Origin of the sequence: Streptomyces sp. 3N207, assembly GCF_052246355.1 — a bacterium.
GTDB lineage: Bacteria > Actinomycetota > Actinomycetes > Streptomycetales > Streptomycetaceae > Streptomyces.
This window is the reverse complement of record NZ_JBQQBV010000030.1, coordinates 66,990-88,033: the sequence shown is the minus strand read 5'-3', so window position 1 is coordinate 88,033 and position 21,044 is coordinate 66,990. Positions and strand designations below refer to the sequence as shown.

General features: G+C 72.5%; 21 protein-coding genes. 16 read left to right on the top strand and 5 right to left on the bottom strand.

Features of this window, described 5'->3' with window-relative positions:
- A partial coding sequence (locus tag ACTWP9_RS32460; protein ID WP_443249903.1) for a PASTA domain-containing protein occupies positions 1 to 636 on the top strand: 636 nt, incomplete at its 5' end.
- A 111-nt stretch (positions 637 to 747) separates the two neighbouring features.
- Here ACTWP9_RS32460 and paaN read toward each other — a convergent pair.
- On the bottom strand, positions 748 to 2,454 hold the full coding sequence (gene paaN, locus ACTWP9_RS32455) for a phenylacetic acid degradation protein PaaN (protein WP_443249902.1): 1,707 nt from the start codon (positions 2,452 to 2,454) through the stop codon (positions 748 to 750).
- Positions 2,455 to 2,634: 180 nt separating this feature from the next.
- Between paaN and ACTWP9_RS32450 the strand changes: the two genes are divergently transcribed.
- Positions 2,635 to 3,291: a TetR/AcrR family transcriptional regulator gene (locus tag ACTWP9_RS32450; RefSeq protein WP_443249901.1), complete on the top strand. Its 657-nt coding sequence runs from the start codon at positions 2,635 to 2,637 to the stop codon at positions 3,289 to 3,291.
- A 60-nt stretch (positions 3,292 to 3,351) separates the two neighbouring features.
- Here ACTWP9_RS32450 and ACTWP9_RS32445 read toward each other — a convergent pair whose 3' ends face one another.
- Entirely contained in the window at positions 3,352 to 3,849 is a 498-nt protein-coding gene (locus ACTWP9_RS32445) for an Lrp/AsnC family transcriptional regulator (RefSeq protein WP_443249908.1), read from the bottom strand.
- Positions 3,850 to 4,113: 264 nt separating this feature from the next.
- On the opposite strand from ACTWP9_RS32445, the gene pdhA reads away from it, so the two are divergent.
- The 10 genes from pdhA (at position 4,114) to ACTWP9_RS32395 (ending at position 15,063) form a co-directional block, all read left to right on the top strand.
- Entirely contained in the window at positions 4,114 to 5,277 is a 1,164-nt protein-coding gene (gene pdhA / locus ACTWP9_RS32440; RefSeq protein ID WP_443249907.1) for a pyruvate dehydrogenase (acetyl-transferring) E1 component subunit alpha, read from the top strand.
- Positions 5,274 to 6,341: an alpha-ketoacid dehydrogenase subunit beta gene (locus tag ACTWP9_RS32435; RefSeq protein WP_443249900.1), complete on the top strand. Its 1,068-nt coding sequence runs from the start codon at positions 5,274 to 5,276 to the stop codon at positions 6,339 to 6,341. The genes pdhA and ACTWP9_RS32435 overlap by 4 nt, the downstream gene beginning before the upstream one ends.
- Positions 6,341 to 7,789 carry a dihydrolipoamide acetyltransferase family protein gene (locus tag ACTWP9_RS32430; RefSeq protein WP_443249899.1) on the top strand — a complete coding sequence of 483 codons (1,449 nt, stop codon included), beginning with the start codon at positions 6,341 to 6,343 and terminating at the stop codon, positions 7,787 to 7,789. Before ACTWP9_RS32435 ends, ACTWP9_RS32430 begins: the two co-directional genes overlap by 1 nt.
- A gap of 18 nt (positions 7,790 to 7,807) precedes the next feature.
- On the top strand, positions 7,808 to 8,824 hold the full coding sequence (locus ACTWP9_RS32425) for a DUF6457 domain-containing protein (protein WP_443249898.1): 1,017 nt from the start codon (positions 7,808 to 7,810) through the stop codon (positions 8,822 to 8,824).
- Positions 8,821 to 10,536 (top strand): molybdopterin molybdotransferase MoeA, encoded by a 1,716-nt coding sequence (locus ACTWP9_RS32420; RefSeq protein WP_443249897.1) that lies wholly within the window; start codon positions 8,821 to 8,823, stop codon positions 10,534 to 10,536. The genes ACTWP9_RS32425 and ACTWP9_RS32420 overlap by 4 nt, the downstream gene beginning before the upstream one ends.
- Positions 10,536 to 11,630 carry a potassium channel family protein gene (locus ACTWP9_RS32415; protein WP_443249906.1) on the top strand — a complete coding sequence of 365 codons (1,095 nt, stop codon included), beginning with the start codon at positions 10,536 to 10,538 and terminating at the stop codon, positions 11,628 to 11,630. The genes ACTWP9_RS32420 and ACTWP9_RS32415 overlap by 1 nt, the downstream gene beginning before the upstream one ends.
- Before the next feature lie 92 nt (positions 11,631 to 11,722).
- Entirely contained in the window at positions 11,723 to 11,890 is a 168-nt protein-coding gene (locus ACTWP9_RS32410) for a hypothetical protein (RefSeq protein WP_443249896.1), read from the top strand.
- 72 nt (positions 11,891 to 11,962) lie between these two features.
- On the top strand, positions 11,963 to 12,946 hold the full coding sequence (locus ACTWP9_RS32405) for an NAD(P)H-quinone oxidoreductase (protein ID WP_443249895.1): 984 nt from the start codon (positions 11,963 to 11,965) through the stop codon (positions 12,944 to 12,946).
- A 269-nt stretch (positions 12,947 to 13,215) separates the two neighbouring features.
- Entirely contained in the window at positions 13,216 to 14,451 is a 1,236-nt protein-coding gene (locus ACTWP9_RS32400; protein WP_443249894.1) for a hypothetical protein, read from the top strand.
- A 51-nt stretch (positions 14,452 to 14,502) separates the two neighbouring features.
- Positions 14,503 to 15,063 carry a bacterial proteasome activator family protein gene (locus ACTWP9_RS32395; RefSeq protein ID WP_443249893.1) on the top strand — a complete coding sequence of 187 codons (561 nt, stop codon included), beginning with the start codon at positions 14,503 to 14,505 and terminating at the stop codon, positions 15,061 to 15,063.
- A gap of 90 nt (positions 15,064 to 15,153) precedes the next feature.
- Here the strand turns inward: ACTWP9_RS32395 and ACTWP9_RS32390 are convergent, their stop codons facing one another.
- The 3 genes from ACTWP9_RS32390 to ACTWP9_RS32380 form a co-directional block, all read right to left on the bottom strand.
- Positions 15,154 to 15,888 (bottom strand): TrmH family RNA methyltransferase, encoded by a 735-nt coding sequence (locus ACTWP9_RS32390; RefSeq protein WP_443249892.1) that lies wholly within the window; start codon positions 15,886 to 15,888, stop codon positions 15,154 to 15,156.
- A gap of 201 nt (positions 15,889 to 16,089) precedes the next feature.
- On the bottom strand, positions 16,090 to 17,430 hold the full coding sequence (locus ACTWP9_RS32385) for an HTTM domain-containing protein (RefSeq protein WP_443249905.1): 1,341 nt from the start codon (positions 17,428 to 17,430) through the stop codon (positions 16,090 to 16,092).
- A gap of 17 nt (positions 17,431 to 17,447) precedes the next feature.
- A complete protein-coding gene (locus ACTWP9_RS32380; RefSeq protein WP_443249891.1) occupies positions 17,448 to 18,086 on the bottom strand; it encodes a DUF5819 family protein in 639 nt (212 codons plus the stop codon).
- Positions 18,087 to 18,326: 240 nt separating this feature from the next.
- On the opposite strand from ACTWP9_RS32380, the gene paaA reads away from it, so the two are divergent.
- The 4 genes from paaA to ACTWP9_RS32360 are packed head-to-tail and all read left to right on the top strand — an operon-like array spanning position 18,327 to position 21,042.
- Positions 18,327 to 19,394 carry a 1,2-phenylacetyl-CoA epoxidase subunit PaaA gene (gene paaA, locus ACTWP9_RS32375; protein ID WP_443249890.1) on the top strand — a complete coding sequence of 356 codons (1,068 nt, stop codon included), beginning with the start codon at positions 18,327 to 18,329 and terminating at the stop codon, positions 19,392 to 19,394.
- A 3-nt stretch (positions 19,395 to 19,397) separates the two neighbouring features.
- Positions 19,398 to 19,682 (top strand): 1,2-phenylacetyl-CoA epoxidase subunit PaaB, encoded by a 285-nt coding sequence (gene paaB / locus ACTWP9_RS32370; protein WP_443249889.1) that lies wholly within the window; start codon positions 19,398 to 19,400, stop codon positions 19,680 to 19,682.
- Positions 19,679 to 20,401, top strand: a complete 723-nt coding sequence (gene paaC / locus ACTWP9_RS32365) for a 1,2-phenylacetyl-CoA epoxidase subunit PaaC (protein WP_443249888.1) — start codon at positions 19,679 to 19,681, stop codon at positions 20,399 to 20,401. The genes paaB and paaC overlap by 4 nt, the downstream gene beginning before the upstream one ends.
- A complete protein-coding gene (locus tag ACTWP9_RS32360; protein WP_443249887.1) occupies positions 20,395 to 21,042 on the top strand; it encodes a PaaD-like zinc ribbon domain-containing protein in 648 nt (215 codons plus the stop codon). Before paaC ends, ACTWP9_RS32360 begins: the two co-directional genes overlap by 7 nt.
- Positions 21,043 to 21,044 lie beyond the last annotated feature (2 nt).

Here is a 21,044-nt window from a genome sequence, read left to right as displayed (position 1 = left end):
CCCCCCACCCAGACCTCCCCCGCCGCCGGCCCTGCCACCACCCCCGGCTACGGCTACCCGCAGTCGCCCCACGGCGGCACCTCCACCCCGCCGCCCTACACGATCGGGGCACACGGCTCCGGCCCGGGGAACGGCGGCTCCGGCAAGAAGTTGTCGACCGGTGCCATGGCCGGCTACGGCCTGGCCGCCGTGGCCGTCATCGTCGCCCTGGTCTTCGTGATCATCGGGCTCACCAGCGGCGATGACGACCCCGACCCCAAGCCCACCGCCAAGCCGAAGCCCACTCCGACCGCTGAGAAGGGTGGCACCGGCGGGGACGACGGAGGGGACGACAGCGGCGGCTTCAAGGGCCCCGACAAGACCAAGACCGTTGAGACCGACAAGTGCACCGACGCCACGGACTCCTACTCCGAGAAGGGCAAGGTCCTGATGCCCGATCTGACGCAAAAGGACCTCACCTCCGTCAAGGCGTGCCTGCGCGCCGCGGGCTGGAAGCTCGGCGAGGTGACCAGAGAGGACGAGAACGTCTGGGGCAAGGACATCGTCATGGACCAGAGCCCCGGCTCCATCGAGGAGTTCGACCCGAAGAAGGACAAGGTCGACCTGACGGTCTCCACGGGCCAGCCCGCCGACTGAGGCCGAACCCCTCGGAGGGTCGACCGGCTCCCTCAAGGGCCGGCCCCACGAAGTGCCGATCACATGCCCCCGGGTGCACCGCCCGGGGGCGCTGTGCTGTTCAGTGCCCCCTCACTGCTGTGCCATACGCCGCACCTCCACCACTCGGAACCGGCCGGAGACGAAGTCGCCGTCGCACAGGGCGCAGTTGGCTGCCGGGTTGCCGCCCGAGCCGTGGAAATCGCTGAAGGCGGCCGTCTGATTGACGTAGACCCCGCCCGTCAGATTGAGCGAGAGCTGGGCGGGCTCGTCGAAGCAGACCTCCTCCACCTGGCGCGCCACCTCGGGGGAGGTGGTGTACGCGGAGACGGTCATCGCGCCCTTGGACTGGAGGGTGTTGCGCAGAAGCTCCAGCGCGTCCTCCGTGGAGCCGACGGCCACCGCGAAGGAGACCGGGCCGAAGCACTCGTTCTGATACGGCGCATCGGCCTCCGGCTTGGTGGCGTCCAGCTTGACGATGGCGGGGGTGCGGACCGTGGCGTCGGGGAACTCCGGGTTGGTCACCACGCGGGAGGGCAGGGCGACCTCGCCCAGTGTGGAGGCTGCCTCCAGGCGCTCCCGTACCTGGTCGTTCACGATGGCGCCCAGCAGCGCGTTGGCCCGCATGTCGTCGCCGAGGAGCTTGCCGACGGCCGTGGCGAGGTCGGCGACCACTTCGTCGTAGGACTTGGGGCCGGACTCGGTGGTGATGCCGTCGGCCGGGATCAGCAGGTTCTGCGGCGTCGTGCACATCTGGCCGCTGTAGAGGGAGAGGGAGAAGGCGAGGTTGGCGAGCATGCCCTGGTAGTCGTCGGTGGAGTCGATGACGACCGTGTTGACACCGGCCTTCTCGGTGTGGACCCGGGCCTGGCGGGCGTTGGCCTCCAGCCACTCGCCGAAGGCCGAGCCTCCCGTGTAGTCGATCACCCGGATCTCGGGGCGGGTGGCCAGGTCCTTGGCGATGCCGTCGCCCTCCGCCTCGGCTGCCAGCGCCACCAGGTCGGCGTCGAAGCCCGCCTCCGCGAGCACTTCGCGGGCGATCCGCACCGTCAGGGCGAGCGGGAGCACGGCCCGCGGGTGCGGCTTGACCAGCACGGCGTTGCCGGTCGCGAGGGAGGCGAAGAAGCCGGGGAAGCCGTTCCAGGTGGGGAAGGTGTTGCAGCCGATCAGCAGCGCGATGCCGCGCCCGACAGGGGTGAACTCCTTGGTGACCCGCAGCGGTTCGCGCTTGCCCTGCGGCTTCTCCCAGAGGGCTCGCTCGGGGGTGCGCGCCTGCTCGGCGTAGGCATAGGCCACCGCCTCCAGACCGCGGTCCTGCGCATGCGGGCCGCCCGCCTGGAAGGCCATCATGAACGCCTGGCCGCTGGTGTGCATCACGGCCTGGGCGAACTCGTGGGTGCGGGCGCTGATCCGCGCCAGGATCTCCAGGCAGACGGCTGCGCGGGTCTCGGGCCCCGCCTTGCGCCAGGCGGGCAGACCGCCGCGCATCACCGACAGCAGCGCGTCGACGGCGCCCTCGTCCGCGCGTGGGTAGGAGATGCCCAGCTCGAAGCCGTACGGCGACACCTCGGTGGCCACCCACTCGCCGGAGACCGGCTGGCCGGGCAGCTCGAAGCGGCTGCCGCGCAGCGCATCGAAGGCGGCCTTGCCCTCCTCGGCCGCTCCCTCGCCGTACGCCTTCGGGTGCTCGGGGTGCGGGGTCCAGAACTCCCGGCTGCGGATCGTTTCCAGCGCGCGGTCCAGGGTGGAGCGGTGCTTGTCGATGAGCTGGGCAGTGGTCGTTCCGATACCGGTGGTCACGCGGGACCAACTCCTCGCTGAGCTGGGACGGAATGCTGGTGGTGACGGCTTTGCCGCGGCCGGTCACCTGATAGATACTGCTACCGAACGATCGGTCGGTGCAAGGGGGCCCCGGAACCTGTGGATAACTTCGTCCAGCGCCAGGCAGACCCTGCGGAGGGCCCGGCTAGCATCGGCCGCATGCCCACGGTCAAGCGCGACACCTACACGCCCGACTCGCTGCTCTCCGTCGCCGTGCGGGTGTTCAACGAGCGGGGCTACGACGGCACCTCGATGGAGCACCTGTCGAAGGCGGCCGGGATCTCGAAGTCCTCGATCTACCACCACGTACGCGGCAAGGAGGAGCTGTTGCGCCGGGGCATAAGCCGGGCGCTGGACGGCTTGTTCGCCGTGCTGGAGGAGTCCCCGGCGCGTGAGGGGCGCGCGGTGGAGCGGTTGGAGCACGTCACGCGGCGCACGGTCGAGGTGCTGATGGCCGAGCTGCCGTATGTGACGCTGCTGCTGCGGGTGCGCGGCAACACGGACACCGAGATCTGGGCGATGTCCCGGCGCCGCGAGTTCGACCAGCGGGTGGCCGAGCTGGTCAAGCGGGCGGCGGCCGAGGGGGACCTGCGCTCGGATGTGGACGCGCGGCTGGCGACCCGGCTGCTGTTCGGCATGATCAACTCGATCGCCGAGTGGTACCGCCCCGACCGGGCAGCGCACAACGGCGCCCGGGACGAGGCCCCCGCGCCGGGCGGCGGCACCGGCACCTCCGCCGGTGCCGCTGCCAGCACCAGCGCCGAGGTCGCCGAGGCCGTCGTCCGCACCGCCTTCGCGGGCCTGCGCACCGGCTGACGTGGCGGGCCGGACGAGCTTCCGCGGCCCCGGCCCGGCCCCGAACCCGGGCGCCCGTGCTTACGGCCCCGGCTCCAGATCCGTCTCCTCGAACACCAGCAGCGTGCGGGTGCTGAGCACCTCCGGCATCGACTGGATGCGGGTGAGGACGAGGTCCCGCAGCGCCCTGTTGTCCGGGGTGTGCACCAGCAGCAGTACGTCGAAGTCCCCGCTGACCAGCGCCATGTGGGCCGCGCCCGGCAGCTCCTGGAGCTTCTCGCGGACGCTGCGCCACGAGTCCTGGACGATCTTGAGGGTGATGTAGGCCGAGGCGCCGTGGCCCGCGCGCTCCTGGTCGATGCGGGCGCTGAACCCGCGGATGACCCCGTCGTCGATCAGCCGGTTGATACGGGCGTAGGCGTTGGCACGGGAGACGTGCACACGTTCGGCGACCGAGCGGACGGAGGCTCGCCCGTCCGCGCGGAGCAGCCGCAGGATGTCACGGTCGATGGAGTCCAGCGGCCGGGCCGGAAACCGGTGCCCGTCGGGCTGTCCCGCTTCATCGGGCCCGTCGGCCATCTGTTCACCCCGCACGGTCCCTCGCCTCCCCTGGATGGACACTCTGCGGCCATCGAACGGTTTTGCGGACCAGTTGTCCACAGGCCGAGGCCACCCATAGCCAAAATGTGCCGACGACCGAACAATCGGTAGGGGTGGCCCACTCGGTCACCGGCCCGGCCTGCCGGTGGTGCGGCCATCGGCAGGCCGGTGCGCCAGGAGGCCGGTGTGTCAGGCGTACCCCGCCTGCCCGCGCCGCAGCCCGCCCACGAGGAGGTGCTCGTCATGACGGTCCTAGAGCAGCCAGGTGCCTACGCCCCCGTGCCGCCCCCCTCGTGGCGCCCCCGTACGGATGCCGCGCCCCTCCTCCCCGACGCCGAGCCGTACCGCGTCCTGGGGACCAGTACGGCGGACCGGGAGGCGACGGGTTCGCATGCGGGTCCGGACGGGGAGCTGCTGCGCCGGCTGTACGCCGCCGTCGTGCACGGGCGGCGGTTCAACGAGCAGGCCACCGCGCTGACCCGGCAGGGGCGCCTCGCGGTCTACCCGTCGTCGCGGGGGCAGGAGGCGTGCCAGGTCGCCGCCGCGCTCGCGCTGCGCGAGCACGACTGGCTCTTCCCCAGCTACCGCGACACCCTCGCCGCCGTGGCGCGGGGTCTGGACCCGGTCGAGGTGCTGTCCCTGCTGCGCGGCGACTGGCACCACGGCTACGACTCGCCCGGCACACGGGTCGCGCCCCTGTGCACGCCGCTGGCCACCCAGCTGCCGCACGCGGTGGGGCTGGCCCACGCCGCGCGGCTCAAGGGCGACGAGGTTGCGGCGCTCGCGCTGGTCGGCGACGGCGGCACCAGTGAGGGCGACTTCCACGAGGCGCTCAACTTCGCCGCCGTATGGCAGGCACCGTGCGTCTTCCTGGTGCAGAACAACGGCTTCGCGATCTCCGTGCCGCTCGCCAAGCAGACCGCGGCGCCCTCCCTGGCGCACAAGGCGGTCGGCTACGGCATGCCGGGGCGGCTGGTGGACGGCAACGACGCGGTGGCGGTGCACGAGGTGCTGTGCGAGGCGCTGGCCCGCGCCCGGACAGGCGGCGGCCCCACCCTCGTCGAGGCGGTCACCTACCGGCTGGAGGCCCACACGAACGCCGACGACGCGACCCGCTACCGCACCGACAGCGAGGTCGAGGCGTGGCGGGCGCACGACCCGGTGACGCTCCTGGAGCGCGAGCTGCGCAGCCGCGGACTGCTGGAGGAGAAGGCCGTACGGGAAATCGAGGAGGCCGCGGAGCGGCAGGCGGCCGAGCTGCGCGAGCGGATGCACCAGGACCCGCCGCTGGACCCGACGCAGCTGTTCGCCCACGTCTATGCAGAGCCGACGCCACAACTTCGCAACCAGGCGGACCAGTTGCGGGCCGAGCTCGCAGCGGGGGAAGCGGGGGAGGAGAGCCGATGAGCACAGCAGTACGGCAGCCCGCCGCGGCGGCCGTGGACCGGAAACCCGCCACCATGGGACAAGCGCTGCGCCGCGCCATGCGGGACGCCATGGCCGACGACCCGGACGTGCACGTCTTCGGCGAGGACGTCGGCACCCTGGGCGGCGTCTTCCGGGTGACGGACGGGCTGGCCGCGGAGTTCGGCCCGGACCGGTGCACCGATACGCCGCTGGCGGAGGCGGGCATCCTCGGCACGGCGGTCGGGATGGCGATGTACGGACTGCGGCCGGTCGTGGAGATGCAGTTCGACGCGTTCGCCTACCCCGGTTTCGAGCAACTGCTGTCGCACGTCTCGCGGATGCGCAACCGCACGCGCGGCAGGATGTCCATGCCGCTGACCGTGCGCGTCCCGTACGGCGGCGGCATCGGTGGCGTGGAGCACCACAGCGACTCCTCCGAGGCGTACTACATGGCGACCCCGGGGCTGCACGTCGTCGCCCCGGCCACGGTCGCCGACGCCTACGGGCTGCTGCGCGCCGCCATCGCCTCCGACGACCCTGTCGTCTTCCTGGAACCGAAACGGCTGTACTGGTCGAAGGCCGACTGGAACCCGGAGGACCCGGAGCCGGTGCCGGGTATCGGCAGGGCCGTCGTACGCCGGCGCGGCAGCTCCGCGACGCTGATCACCTACGGCCCGTCCGTTCCGGTCTGTCTGGAGGCCGCCGAGGCAGCGCGCGAGGAGGGCGCGGAAGGCTGGGACCTGGAGGTGATCGACCTGCGCTCCCTGGTGCCGTTCGACGAGGAGACGGTCGCCGCCTCCGTACGGCGCACCGGGCGGGCCGTGGTGGTGCACGAGTCCCCCGGTTTCGCCGGTCCCGGCGGCGAGATCGCGGCCCGCATCACCGAACGCTGCTTCCACTACCTGGAGGCGCCCGTACTGCGCGTCGCCGGGTTCGACATCCCCTACCCGCCGCCGATGCTGGAGCAGCACCACCTGCCGGGCGTCGACCGGATCCTGGACGCCGTCGCCCGGCTCCAGTGGGAGAGCAGCTTCACCGAGGGCCGGGTCGGAGGTGCCGTCTGATGGGCGAGGTACGCGAGTTCGCCCTGCCGGACCTGGGGGAGGGGCTGACGGAGGCGACGATCGTCAGGTGGCTGGTCGCGGTCGGCGACACCGTACGGGTGGACGAGCCGGTGGTCGAGGTGGAGACGGCCAAGGCGCTCGTCGAGGTCCCCTGCCCCTATGCGGGCGTGGTCACCTCGCACGCCGCCGAGGAGGGCGCCGAGGTCGCCGTGGGCGCCCCACTGGTCACGGTCGCGGTCAGCCCCGGTGGCGGAGCGCCCGCAGCCCGGGACGCCGGGAGCGGCGAGCGGGACGCGGAGACCGGCCCGAGCCCGGAGCCGGAGCAGGTGGGCGGCTCGGGCAATGTGCTGGTCGGCTACGGGACAGCGGAGCCGCCCGGGCGGCGGCCCCGAGCTGCCCTGCGGCCGCCCGGGGTGGGGCCAGGGGAGGAGCCCCGGTCCGCAGCCGACCGGGGCGGCCCCGCCCCCGGAGCGGGCCAGGACACCGGAACCGCCGAGGGCGCGAACGGCAGCAGCCGTACGCCCGTCCCCGTGATCTCCCCCCTGGTGCGCCGCCTGGCCCGCGAGCACGGCCTTGAGCTGCGCGGGATGACGGGCAGCGGACCGGACGGGCTCGTCCTGCGCGCGGACGTGGAGCGGGCCGTACTCGCGGCGCAGCAGGACGCGGCACAACAGGACGCGGCGCAGCAGGGCGCTGCACAACCGGGCGCTGCGCAACAGGGCCCAGCGCGGCAGGGGCCGGGGCGGGAGCGCCGGATCCCGCTGCGCGGCATGCGCGGTACGGCGGCCGAACGGCTCGCGCGCAGCCGTGCCGAGATCCCCGACGCCAGCTGCTGGGTGGACGCGGACGCCACCGAACTCCTCGCAGCGCGTAAGGAGATGAACGCGCCACCCACCCACGGAGAGCCGACGGCGCCCGTCTCACTGCTCGCCCTGCTGGGCCGGGTCTGCACGGCGGCGCTCGCCCGCTTCCCGGAGCTCAACTCGACGGTGGACACCGAGGCACGGGAGATCGTCGTACTGCCCGAGGTGCACCTGGGGTTCGCCGCACAGACCGACAGAGGGCTCGTCGTCCCGGTCGTCCGCGACGCGCACACGCTGAGCGCCGAACAGCTCACCGCCGAACTGGCCCGGCTCACCGAGGCAGCACGTGCGGGCACGCTCACCCCGGCCGAGCTGACGGGCGGCACATTCACACTGAACAACTACGGCGTCTTCGGCGTGGACGGCTCCACCCCGATCATCAACCACCCGGAGGCCGCGATGCTCGGCGTCGGCCGTATTGCACGCAAACCCTGGGTGGTCGGCGACGAGCTGGCGGTCCGCAGCGTCGTACAGCTGTCCCTCACCTTCGACCACCGGGTGTGCGACGGCGGCACCGCGGGCGGCTTCCTGCGCCATGTCGCGGACTGTGTGGAGCATCCCGCCAGGCTGCTCCGTACGCTCTGACTCCGTACGCTCTGAGGCGTGACCCAGGCTCCAGAACCACCACCACCACCCGCCGCCGGACCGCCAGCGGGCTCCCCGACCCCACAGGGCGCCGCCCGGAATCCGTACGTTGCCGAGCGCCCGTACGCCGCGCTCGTCCTCGCGGGCGGCGGCGCGCGGCGGCTGGGCGGGGCCGACAAGCCCGGCGTCACGGTCGGCGGCAGGACGCTGCTCGACCGCGTCCTCACGGCGTGCGCCGACGCGGCGGCCACCGTGGTGGTGGGCCCGCGCCGCCCGGCGTACCGCCCGGTGCTGTGGGCCCGTGAGGAGCCCCCCGGCAGCGGCCCGCTCGCCGCACTCCAGGCGGGCCTGGACGCGCTGGAGCGCTCAGCACGGGACCGCCCTGCAGGGGAAAGGGACCCCGTACTCGTCGTCTCCGCCGATCTGCCGTTCCTCTCGGCGCGGGCGGTGCGCGCGCTGGTGGCCGTACCGGACGGGTACGACGCCGCGATCGTGCACGACGGGCGGGACCAACCGCTGCTGGCCGCCTACCGGGTGGAGCCGTTGCGCCGCGAACTCGCGCTGCTGCGTACCGAGTACGGCACCCTGTCGAGCCTGCCGTTGCGCATGGTGCTCCCAGGGCTGATGCTGCACCGGGTGACCGAGCCCTCCATCACCGCCGCCGCACTGGACTGCGACACCTGGGACGACATCGCCACAGCGAGGGCCCGCATCAGGGAGCATGAAACCGTGCTGGACGAATGGATCTCCGCCGTCAAGGCCGAACTCGGCATCGAGCTCGACGTCGACACCTCCGCGCTGCTCGACCTCGCCCGGGACGCCGCGCACGGTGTCGCACGCCCCGCGGCGCCGCTCACCACCTTCCTGGTGGGCTATGCGGCGGCGCAGGCGGGCGGTTCGCCGCAGGACGTCGCCCGGACCGCGGAAGCGGCGGCCCGGCTGGCCCGGCGCTGGGCCGACGAGACGGCCCGGACCGACCAGGGCGACAACGCCGGGAACCGGGACGCCAACTCCGGGGACACCGACAACCGATGAGCGGCGCCGACGAACTCGACGAGGCCATCGCCCTGGCCAACAGCGGCCGGACCCGCCCGGAGCCGCCTCCCGCACCACGCCTGAAGCGCATCCGCCGCATCCAGTGGAGCGAGAGTCCCGACAACCCCCAGAACGCCGGGAACAACGTGGACCCCGCAGCAGAGCCCCCCAACGGCCACCCCTCCGACCAGGCCGCGGGCCACGGGGGCCATGAGGGCCACGCGAACCACGGGGGCTACGCAGGCCACGGGGGCACCGGAAGCCACGAAGGACGCCACGAACGCGGCAGCAGCGGCGGCCACGGCACCGGCAGCCCCGGCAGCGGCACCGGCGGCCCCGGCCCCCTCCCTCCCGGGAACCCCGGAGAAGCCCCCGGCGGCGCCCGGAGCGGCCCGCAGCAGCACTCCCCGGGCGACCCCCAGGATCCGCGGCGGGGCCCGCAACAGCACCCGCAGAGCCAGTCCGGTGACAGCGCGCGCAAGCCCCCGCCCAGCTGGTCCGAGGCCGTCGCCCTGGCGTCCTCCGCGGCAACCGCGCTCCCCGCGGAAAACGTGCCCCTCGCGCACGCGCTGGGGCGCACCCTGGCGGCGCCGCTGCGGGCCCTCACCGATCTGCCGCCCTTCGACACCTCCGCCATGGACGGCTGGGCGGTGTCCGGACCGGGCCCCTGGGAACCGGCCCGCGCGGCGGACGGCACCGAGCGCCCCGGCATCCTGGCGGGCGACCGTTCCGAGCCGACGCAGCTCGCCGACGGTGAGGCCGTCCGCATCGCGACCGGCGCCCGCATCCCGTCCGGCACCAGTGCCGTACTGCGCTCCGAGGCCGCCCGGCGGACCGGCACACGGCTGCGTACCGCCACTCCCCCGCAGCCCGGCACCGACATCCGCCCGCGCGGCCAGGAGTGCCGCAAGGGCGATGAACTGCTGCCCTCCGGGCCGGCCGTCACCCCGGCCGTGCTCGGGCTCGCGGCGGCAGCGGGCTACGACGAACTGCCGGCGGTGCCGCGCCCGCGGGCCGAAGTGCTCGTCCTGGGCGACGAACTGCTGCACCGCGGCCTGCCACGCGACGGCCGGATCCGGGACGCGCTCGGGCCGATGGTCGAGCCGTGGCTGACGGCTCTGGGCGCCGAGGTGACCGTCACCCGGCTGCTGGGCGACGATGCGGAGGCGCTGTACGAGGCGCTGGCCACCACGACGGCCGATGTGGTCGTCACCACGGGCGGTACGGCGGCCGGGCCCGTCGACCACCTCCAGCCGACGCTGCGCCGCCTGGATGCCCAACTGCTGGTGCACGGAGTACGCGTCCGCCCCGGGCACCCGATGCTGCTGGCCGCACTGGGACCCGCAACAGCGCAGCACAGTGCCGGAAAGAAGCCACGCCGCAGATTCCTGGTGGGCCTGCCCGGCAATCCGCTGGCGGCGATCTCCGGACTCGTCACACTGGCCGCGCCACTGCTGCGCGCCCTGGCCGGCCGCACCGAACCGGAGCCCCGGGAGGCCACACTGGGCGCCGAGGTGTCCGGCCATCCGCACGACACCCGGCTGGTGCCCGTACGGTACGAGGGTTCCGGCATCCGGGCACGTATCCGGCCGCTGCGGTACGCGGGTCCGGCCATGCTGCGCGGAGTGGCCTCCTGTGACGCGCTGGCCGTGGTCCCGCCCGGCGGCGGAACGCCCGGAACGGACGTACCCGTACTGGAGCTGCCGTGGTGATGCGGCCGGACGGTCCCCGGCGGGCGGGCAACCGATGGTCGGGTGCGGCGGAGCGGCAGGGCTCGGTACTGCTGCCGCGCCCGGACATCAGTCCGCAGCTGCAGGTCGTACGGCGACTGCTGGCCGCGCTCGTCGTCCTGTGGGTGACAGTGATGCTGGTCTATCTGGACCGGAGCGGCTATGTGGACAACTCCGACAACGACGTGTCGTTCCTGGACTGCCTCTACTACACGACCGTCACGCTCTCCACGACCGGCTACGGCGACATCACTCCAGGGTCCGACAGTGCGCGCCTGGTCAACACTTTCGTCATCACGCCGCTGCGCGTGCTGTTCCTGATCATCCTCATCGGCACCACACTTGAGGCCCTCACCGACCGCACCCGCCAACAGTGGCGCCTGAACCGCTGGAGGTCCGCGTTGCGCGACCACACTGTCGTCGTCGGATTCGGCACCAAGGGCCGCTCGGCCGTCCAGACCCTGCTCTCCACCGGGCTGGGCCGCAACCAGATCGTCGTCATCGATCCGCAGCCGCAGGCCGTCAGCACCGCCACCGCGGAAGGGTTCGCCGGGGTCGAGGGCGATGCGACCCGCAGCGAGGTGCTGACCCGGGCCGAGGTGCAGCGGGCCAAGCAGATCGTGATCGCGCCGCAGCGGGACGACACCTCGGTGCTGGTGACGCTGACGGCACGGCAGCTCAACCCGCGCCTCAACATCGTCGCCGCGGTGCGGGAGGAGGAGAACGCGCCGCTGCTGCGGCAGTCGGGCGCCGACCAGGTCATCACCAGCGCCAGCGCGGCGGGCCGGCTGCTCGGCCTGGCGATGCTCAGCCCGAACGCCAGCTCGGTGATAGAGGACCTCATCCAGCAGGGCACCGGACTCGACCTCAAGGAGCGCCCCGCCACCAAGGCCGAGGCAGGACGCTCCCCGCGCGACTGCGCCGACCTGGTCGTCTCCGTGGTCCGTGGCCACCGAATACTCGCCTTCGACGATCCGGAGGCCGCCACCCTGAAGCTCACCGACCGGCTGGTGGTCATCCACCGCGCTTCCCGTACACGTCCCGAACCAGGCGAGCGGCGGGGCGAGTTGCGGTAGCCGGACAGCCCTTCGCTGCCTGCTCTCACCTCTTCAGGTGACTGCGGTGTGCCTGGCGGGCCGCGGCGGGACCAGCGCGTGACGATGACGCGATGGACCCGCCGCCCACCTGTCCCAACTGTCCCGACCGCCTCCTGTGGAAGGACACCCGCGAGACGGGGCCCGGCAAGGAGGACTCCTGGTTCTGGTTCTGCACCGGCTGCCACCAGGCGTATGTACCGACCCCGGACCAGAAGCTCCGCTTCACCTACGCGGCTTGACCGGCCGTCCGCGTCCCGCAAGGAGTGCGCCGCCCGGGCCGGGGTGCGGGCGGTGCGGGTAGCGTCGGCCGTATGCATGCGATCACGATTCCCGAACCCGGCGGCCCCGAGGCGCTGGTCTGGGCCGAGGTCCCGGACCCCGAGCCCGGGGAGGGCGAAGTCCTCGTCGATGTCGTAGCGAGCGCCGTCAACCGTGCGGACGTCCTGCAACGCCAGGGCTTCTACGATCCGCCGCCGGGAGCGAGCCCCTACCCCGGCCTGGAGTGCGCGGGCCGGATCTCGGCCCTCGGCCCCGGGGTGTCCGGCTGGTCGGTCGGCGACAAGGTGTGCGCGCTGCTCGGCGGTGGCGGCTACGCCGAGAAGGTCGCGGTGCCGGCCGGTCAGCTGCTGCCCGTACCGGACAGCCTCGACCTCGCGACAGCGGCCGGTCTGCCGGAGGTCACCTGCACGGTCTGGTCGAACGTCTTCATGGTGGCTCATCTGCGCCCGGGGGAGACCCTGCTGGTGCACGGCGGCTCCAGCGGCATCGGCACCATGGCCGTACAGCTCGCCAAGTCGGTGGGCGCGCGGGTCGCGGTGACGGCGGGCACGGCCGAGAAGCTCCAGCGGTGCGCCGAGCTGGGTGCCGACATCCTGATCAACTACCGGGAGCAGGACTTCGTCGAGGAGCTGCGCGCCGCGACCGACGGAGCGGGCGCCGACGTCATCCTCGACAACATGGGCGCCAAGTACCTGGAGCGCAACGTCAGGGCCCTCGCGGTGAACGGTCGGCTGGCCGTCATCGGTATGCAGGGCGGCACCAAGGGCGAGCTGAACCTGGGCGCGCTGCTGGCCAAGCGCGGCGCGGTGACGGCCACCTCGCTGCGGGCGCGGCCCCCGGCCGAGAAGACGGCGATCGTGGCGGCCGTACGCGAACATGTGTGGCCGCTGTTCTCGGACGGCCGGACTCACCCGGTGATCGACAGCACGGTCCCGATGCGGGAGGCGCCCCGGGCGCACCGCACGCTGGAGGAGAGCACCCACATCGGCAAGATCCTGCTGACCACGTCCGGCTGACGCCCGCCGTCAGCCCCGCCGCGGGCCCCGCCCCCTGGCCGCCTTCCGGTGGTGGGGGCGGGGCCGACGCGTTCGTGGCCGCGTCCGCGGTGCAGCTTTCTCCGTGGCCGCCTCCTCCGTGCCGGGCTCCTCCGCATCCGGCTCCTCCGTACCTGCTCCTCCGTACGGCGCTCTCCGTCACCCGTTCTTCCTGTCCGAAATGCCGATCTTATCCCTTCATGTGACGCTGGTCGGGTCTGCGGACCATCCAGCTCGGAAGGGTCACGGTCGTGCGGCAAACCCAGCGACGGAGCACCGCTGTCACCTTGTTGACCTGCGCTCTTCTTGCCTTTCCCGCGCCTGTCGCCACTGCGGAGGACCATCCCGGCCCCGGGAGGGACCAGGCGGAGACCGGGGCTGCCCCGGCCCCCTCCGAAACCCTGTCTCCGGGTGCCCTGCCCTCCGGAGCCACCCTGAGCGCGACCCCCAGCCTGACGCCCCCCACCACGAACCCTGGCACCCGCACCTGGGCACCCCTTCCGGAGGCAGCAGGACCGCCCGGACCACCCCGGCCACCTGCGCCGCCCCAGCCGCCCGAGCCCCCGGAGCCGCCCGAACCCCCCAAGTTCCCCGATCCCCCCACGCTCCCCGGTCCCCCCGAAGCCCCCGAACTCCCGGGACCTCCCGAGCCGGACTCCCGGCCCCCGGAGCCCAGCGGCCTGGACACCCAGACGCCCGACGACAGCAAATGGCACCAGGAGCGAGCCGCCCGGGAGGAAGAGAGCAACCGGCAACGGGAGCAGCGCCACCAGGAGGAGCGGCGCGAGGAAGAGCAGCGGCAGGAAGAGCAGCGTCAGGAAGAGCGGGAAAAGGACGCTGAGCAACGGGAACAGCGGCGGCAGCAGCAGCGCGAGCAGCAAGAGGCCCTACAGCGACAAGAGCAGCGCCATGAGCAGCGGCAAGAGCAGCGACAGGAGGCGCGCCGAGAGCGCGAAGCACGGGAGGACCGCGACGCCCGGCAGCGGGAACAGCAACGGCGCGAACAGCGGCAGCGGGAACAGAGAGAAGCCAAACGGCGCCAAGACGAACGGCGACAAGAAGAGGCACGGCGGCAACAGCAAGAGGCACAGCGGCAGGAAGAACGGGGCCAAGAGAAACGGCGAGAAGGCGAGCAGCGGCAGCGGCAGCGGCAGCGGCAGCGGCAGCGGCAGCAGGAACGGCAGCAGCATCACGAGGAGCGCCGGGACGGGCGGCGCGACCACACCCGCAGTCCGGACCACCGGTCCGCCCTGCGGCCCCCGTCCGCCTTCGGGAACCCCATCGCACCGCGCCCGTCCGGGCAGGCGATCGGCAAGCACGACCTGTACGGGTCCGACGAGGCGAGCCCCGGGGACGCCGACGGGCGGGGCGACCGCGTCGACACCCGGCAGTCCGGACAGGTGCTGCCCGTACTGCCGCTCGGCACGGGCATGACGCTCATGGGGCTGGGACTCGCCTTCCTGGCCCTGCGGCTGCGCCGCCGCTGACGTTCCGCCCTCGCTCGGCACCGGTGACCTGACGGATGCAGAATGGGAGGCATGACACAGCCGAGCAACGAGAAGTCGCAGGAGAGCCCGCAGGTCCTGGTCGTGGGGCCGGACGGAATGGCTCTCGGGGGTACCGCCAGGGGCAACGGTGACGGCGAGGGCGATGAGCAGGCTGAGGTCCCCGTGACGGAGATGGTGGAACAGCCCGCAAAGGTCATGCGGATCGGCAGCATGATCAAGCAGCTGCTCGAGGAAGTGAAGGCAGCACCGCTGGACGAGGCCAGCCGGGCGCGGCTGAAGGAGATCCACACCAGCTCGATCAAGGAGCTGGAGGACGGGCTCGCACCGGAGCTGATCGAGGAGCTGGAGCGGCTCTCCCTCCCCTTCACGGAGGGGTCCACCCCCACCGACGCCGAGCTGCGCATCGCACAGGCCCAGTTGGTCGGCTGGCTGGAGGGACTCTTCCACGGCATCCAGACCGCGCTGTTCGCCCAGCAGATGGCGGCTCGCGCGCAGCTGGAACAGATGCGCAGGGCGCTGCCGCCCGGCGCCATGCCGGACGAGGGCCAGGCCGGCGAGGCGCACCACCGCACGGGCGGCCCCTACCTGTAGACCGCTGAGCCACTGGGCCGCCTGGTCCACCGTGCCGCTCACCGGCTCGGCCGCCCGCCCACCTCGGCCGCCGCCTGTGGAGCGCGTACGTCAGCTGGGGCGGGCCAGCCAGTGGTACAGCGCCATCGCCACACTGGTGGCCAGGTTGTAGCTGGAGACCTGGGGGCGCATCGGGAGGGCGACCAGGCGGTCCGCACGGGCGCGCATCTGGGCCGAGAGCCCGCGCCGCTCCGAGCCGAAGGCCAGCATCGCCCCGGTGGGCAGGGTCACGGAGCGCAGATCGGCGCCCTCCGGATCGAAGGCGAGGAGCGGGCCGTCCGGCAGCTCAGCCACCGGGCGCCGTTCGACCGGAGTGGCGAAGTGCAGCCCGGCGCCCGCCCGTACCGCCGCCGGGTGCCAGGGGTCGACGTCACCAGTGGTGAGTACCCCGCCGGCGCCCGCACCCGCCGCCAGCCGTACAACGGCTCCTACGTTGCCGAGGTTGCGCGGGTTGTCCAGGACGACGAGCGGCGCTTCCCGGTCGGGCGCCGCCGGGAGCGTGACGGCGTCCCGTAGTGCGAGCGCCGCAACGCCCGTGGGGTGCGGACGGGGCACCAGGGCGCCCAACGTGGTGGCCGGCACCTCACGCAGCAGCCCGTCGATCGTGCCGGTCAGATCCGGCGCGAGGTCCTCGGCCAGCGCGAGCGCGGCACGCCGGTCGGTGGTGAGCGCGACCGGCACCCGCGCGCCGAACCGCAGCGCATGCTTCAGCGCGTGGAAACCGTCCAGCAGCACGCCCTCCGCCGCATACCGCGCCCACTGGCTCTCCGCCGTCTCACCCGTCACCCGGCCAACCCTACGACCGCCGGAACACCACCACCGGCCCGCTTCCAGCGGGGGGGACGCGCCCCGTCAGGGGCGCGGGGAACTGCGTGACCAGCCACAACGTAACCCGCAGCCTGCGAGCATCGCGCAGGGGCACCCCCTGACCGGAACAACAGGAGAGGGCCGCACAAGATCCGCCGGACAAGCCCTACGCGGCCAGCCCTACGCGGACACCTTCGTCGCCGCCTCGTCGGCCGCCTCCGGCGCGGGCCGGGGCACTCCGGGGCCGCCGCCCGGCAGCAGGCCCCGTACCCGGCCGCCCAGCGCTGCGGAGTGGCGGCCGAACCACACCAGGAAGGCCGTCGGCAGGAACACCGCGTCGGCCGCGATCATCGCCAGCGAGAAGAACGGCAGCCCGAGCAGGACGGCGATGCTTAGATGCTCCAGGATCATGAAGGTCAGCAGCACGTTCTTCGCCCGCCGGTTGAGAAGCGTGAAGGGGAAGGCGACCTGAATGGCGACGGTGCCGTAGGTGGCCAGGAAGACCAGCACGCCGTTGCCCGCCAGCAGGTGACTCAGCTCCGGCCAGGGCGTGAAGTAGTCCAGGTTCATCGGGTAGTAGACGGCGGTGCCGTCCTGCCAGCGGGTGCCCTGGATCTTGAACCAGCCGGCCGTCGAGTAGACCAGGCAGACCTCGATCATGATGACGAGCAGCACGGCGTTGTGTGCCAGATTGGCGAGGATGTCGCACACGTCGCGCATCTCCCGCACCGTCGCACCGCCGCGCGCCGCTGCCCGGTTCACGGCCCACCACAGTCCGTGGGCTGCCCACAGCGCCCAGTAGAAGACGGCCCAGCCGGCACTGAAAGCGCCCGCGACGCTGCTGCCCAGCAGTACGGCGCCGAACACCGTCCACAGCACCACACCCACGCCACCGGCCACGGCGTCGACGTCGGCTCGCACGGGTGCTTCGCCGCCCTCGGTGAGGGACTCTCGGCGCTCCCCCGTCGCCTCGTGGAGATCCCCCGTCACCTCCTGGAGATCCGCGGTCGCCTCCTGGCGCTCCCGGGCGCGCTTGGCCCGCCGGGCGTCCAGGGACCACACCTGCGCACAGCGGATGAAGACGAGGTACATCGCCATCAGATGGATGATGTTGTCCCCGCCGTCACCCATGAAGACGCTGCGGTTCTGCAGCGAGAGCACCCCGACCATGAACAGCACGGTGGCGGCCCTGGTGTGCCAGCCGAGCAGCACAGCGACGGAAGCCGCGACAGCGACGAGATAGACCAGCTGGAACCAGCTGTTGCTGCTGGACCACATCAGAACTGTGAAGGCGTCGTTGTCCTCGATCAGCTGCCGGGCCAGCCCCCAGGTCCACGGACTGTCCGGCCCGTAGAGCTCCTGCCGGTGCGGCCACTCCCGCAGCAGGAAGAACAGCCATGCAGCGCCGAAACCGATCCGGACGATCGCCGTCTGGTAGGGGCCGAGCGCCTGTGCGGTGATCCTGGTCAGGCCGTGCGAGACGCACCGCTCGATCCGCGCGCGCGGTCCGTCGATCCCCATGTACCGTCCCTCGTCCGTCACTTGCCGCCTCCCGGAAGGTCGGCGCTGGTGACCTGCCACCAGGGCTGCACGGTGTACCTGGTCTTCACGACGTACCGTTCGTCGCTCCACTCGGGCGGCGCGACCGGGGTGACTGCGGAGCGCACCTGGATGCGCTCGACGCTGCCACCGTTGAGTTCGGGCCCGAAGCGCCGCATCACGATCCGCTTGATGTACTGCTCGGAGAGCCGGCCGCGCAGACCGAAGGCTTTGCCCTTCTCGTCGTGGTTGTCGACGTAGAACTCCCAGGCGCGGCGCAGCTCGTTCTGCTGGGTGTGGCTGGGGGCCGGATTGCCGTGGATGGCCTCGCCGTCCATGGCGCTGAGGTTGACCCAGCCGGTGGTCTGGGTGGTGCCGTCGAGCTCGGCGACGGTCGCACGGGCGTGAACAGCGACGTTCTGCTGGAGGGGGTTGGGGGCGAACAGCTTCCAGTTGCGCTCGAATTCCGGGAGGACGTACGAGTCGACGAGCTCCCCGTGCCGTTTGCTGATGGTGTTGTCCGGGGCCGTCTGCAAGAAGACCATCGCCACGTGGAACGCGATCCCGACCGTGACGACGGCCACGGCTATCGCGACGAAGATCCGCGCGGGCAGCGAGAGCGCGGCGATCCCGCGCATGCCTTCCCCCCCGGGCGCCTGGTGCGCCGCTGGCTCCATGCCCTACCCCTGCTCCCCATGTTCTCCATGCCCATGACCGGGCCGGTCCGCCTCAGAGACTCTCAGAGGGTACTGGGGCGGGCGCTGCTGGCCCCGCCGGTCCGCGGCATTCGCCCTTGACAGGCCCGGAACCCGCACCCATGCTTGATTGAACCGAACGATCGGTCGGTAGGCTGGATGCCGAGGGATCAGGGGGCACGTATGACATCGGTGACATCGCCGCCGCACGGCAACGGAGCGGGGAGGGGCGCGGACGGGGCGCCGGACCCGGCCGGGCCGGGGCGTACGGCGGACCCCGAGGCCGAACGCGCCCTGCAGGCCGCCTTCGACGCGGCCGTCGCCGCCGACGAGCGGATCGAGCCGAGGGACTGGATGCCGGACGCCTACCGCTCCACTCTCGTCCGCCAGATCGCCCAGCACGCGCACTCCGAGATCATCGGCATGCAGCCGGAGGCCAACTGGATCACCCGCGCTCCCTCGCTGCGCCGCAAGGCGATCCTGATGGCCAAGGTGCAGGACGAGGCGGGCCACGGCCTGTATCTCTACGGCGCGGCCGAAACGCTGGGCACGGGGCGCGACGAACTGCTCGACAAGCTGCACGCGGGCCGCCAAAAGTACTCCTCGATCTTCAACTACCCCACGCTGACCTGGGCGGACATCGGCGCCATCGGCTGGCTGGTGGACGGCGCCGCCATCACCAACCAGGTGCCCCTGTGCCGCTGCTCGTACGGCCCGTACGCCCGCGCCATGGTCCGGATCTGCAAGGAGGAGTCCTTCCACCAGCGCCAGGGCTACGAACTGCTGCTGGCCCTGGCCCGCGGCACCGAGGCACAGCGCGCGATGGCGCAGGACGCGGTGAACCGCTGGTGGTGGCCGTCGCTGATGATGTTCGGCCCGCCGGACGACGAGTCGGCACACAGCGCCCGGTCCATGGCATGGAAGATCAAGCGGCATTCCAACGACGAGCTGCGGCAGCGCTTCGTGGACATCTGCGTCCCGCAGGCGGAAGCGCTGGGCCTCACCCTGCCCGACCCCGAGCTGCGCTGGAACGAGGAGCGGGGCCACTGGGACTTCGGCGCCATCGACTGGCAGGAGTTCCGCGAGGTGCTCAAGGGCAACGGCCCCTGCAACGAACAGCGGCTGAATCAGCGCCGTACGGCCCATGAGAACGGCACCTGGGTCCGCGAGGCGGCCGCGGCGCACGCCGCCAAACAGGCAGCCCGCGCGGCCCAGGACCGGACGACCGCCCCCCGGGCAGCGAGGAGTTGAGCCATGAGCGCCGACTGGCCCCTGTGGGAGGTCTTCGTACGCAGCAGGCGCGGCCTCTCGCACACCCACGCGGGAAGCCTGCACGCGCCGGACGCCCAGATGGCGCTCCGCAACGCACGGGACCTGTTCACCCGCCGCAGTGAGGGCGTCTCCCTGTGGGTGGTGCCCTCCAGCGAGATCACCGCCTCCTCGCCGGATGAGAAGGACCCCTTCTTCGAGCCCGCCGCCGACAAGCCCTACCGCCATCCGACGTTCTACGAGGTCCCGGAAGGGGTGCGGAACCTGTGACGGCCACAGCACCGCAGGCCCTGGCCACCCTTCCCCTCGGCGACGACGCGCTGATCCTCTCCCACCGCCTCGGCGAATGGGCGGGCCACGCCCCCGTCCTGGAGGAGGAGGTGGCGCTGGCCAACATCGCGCTGGATCTGCTGGGCCAGGCCCGCGCGCTCTACGCCGGGCTCGCAGACGTACTGGGCAGCGAGGACGAGATCGCCTTCCTGCGGGAGGAACGCGCCTTCCGCAACTGCCAGCTGGTGGAGCAGCCGAACGGCGACTTCGCGCTCACCATCGTCCGGCAGCTCTACTTCTCCACCTACCAACTGCCGCTCTACGCCCAGCTGTCACCGGTGCTCCCGCTGGCGGCCAAGGCGGTCCGCGAGACGGCCTACCACCGCGACCACGCCGAGCAGTGGACGCTGCGGCTGGGCGACGGCACGGAGGAGAGCCACGCCCGCACCCAGCGCGCCGCGGACACACTGTGGCGGTACACGGGCGAGCTGTTCCAGCCGATCGAGGGCCTGGAGGTGAAGTGGCAGGAGCTGACCGAGGAGTGGAACGCGCGCATCCATGAGGTCTTCTCCCGCGCCGGGCTCACCGTCCCGGAGGGCCCCAGCGAAGGCGCCTGGTCCGCCGGTGCGGGCCGCCAAGGGCTGCACACGGAACCGTTCGGCCGACTGCTCGCCGAGATGCAGCATCTGCACCGCAGCCACCCGGGGGCGACATGGTGACGCCGTCAACCGCCGCCGGACGCCGCTCCCGGACCGCGTCACTCGCCGAGCTGGCCGGATCCGTGCCCGATCCCGAGCTGCCGGTGATCAGCCTCGGCGAGCTGGGTGTGTTGCGCCGGGTGGTGGAGCCGGAGCCCGGACAGGTGCTGGTCGAGCTGACCCCCACCTACACCGGCTGCCCGGCGATCGAGGCGATGGCGGCCGACATCGAAAGCGTGCTGCGCCAGGAAGCCGGCGCCGAGCGGGTCGAGGTCCGTACGGTGCTCGCGCCGCCCTGGTCGAGCGACGACATCAGCGCGGAGGGCCGCCGCAAGCTCGCCGAGCACGGCATCGCGCCGCCCCGCGCCGGAGCCCGTGCCGCGGGCCCGGTCCTGGTGGGCCTCTCCCCCACCCGGCATGCAGCCCCCCGGCCACCGCAGCACTCGGCGCCCCGACCGTCGGCGCCGGAGCCCTCCGCACTCCAGCCCACCGCACCGCCCTCCGCGCCGCCACCCTCCGCCCAGGAGCCGGAGCCGGTGCGCTGCCCGCACTGCGGTTCGGCCGAAACGGAGTTGCTCAGCCGGTTCTCCTCCACGGCCTGCAAGGCGTTGCGCCGCTGCACCGAATGCCGGGAGCCGTTCGACCACTTCAAGGAGGTCTGAGG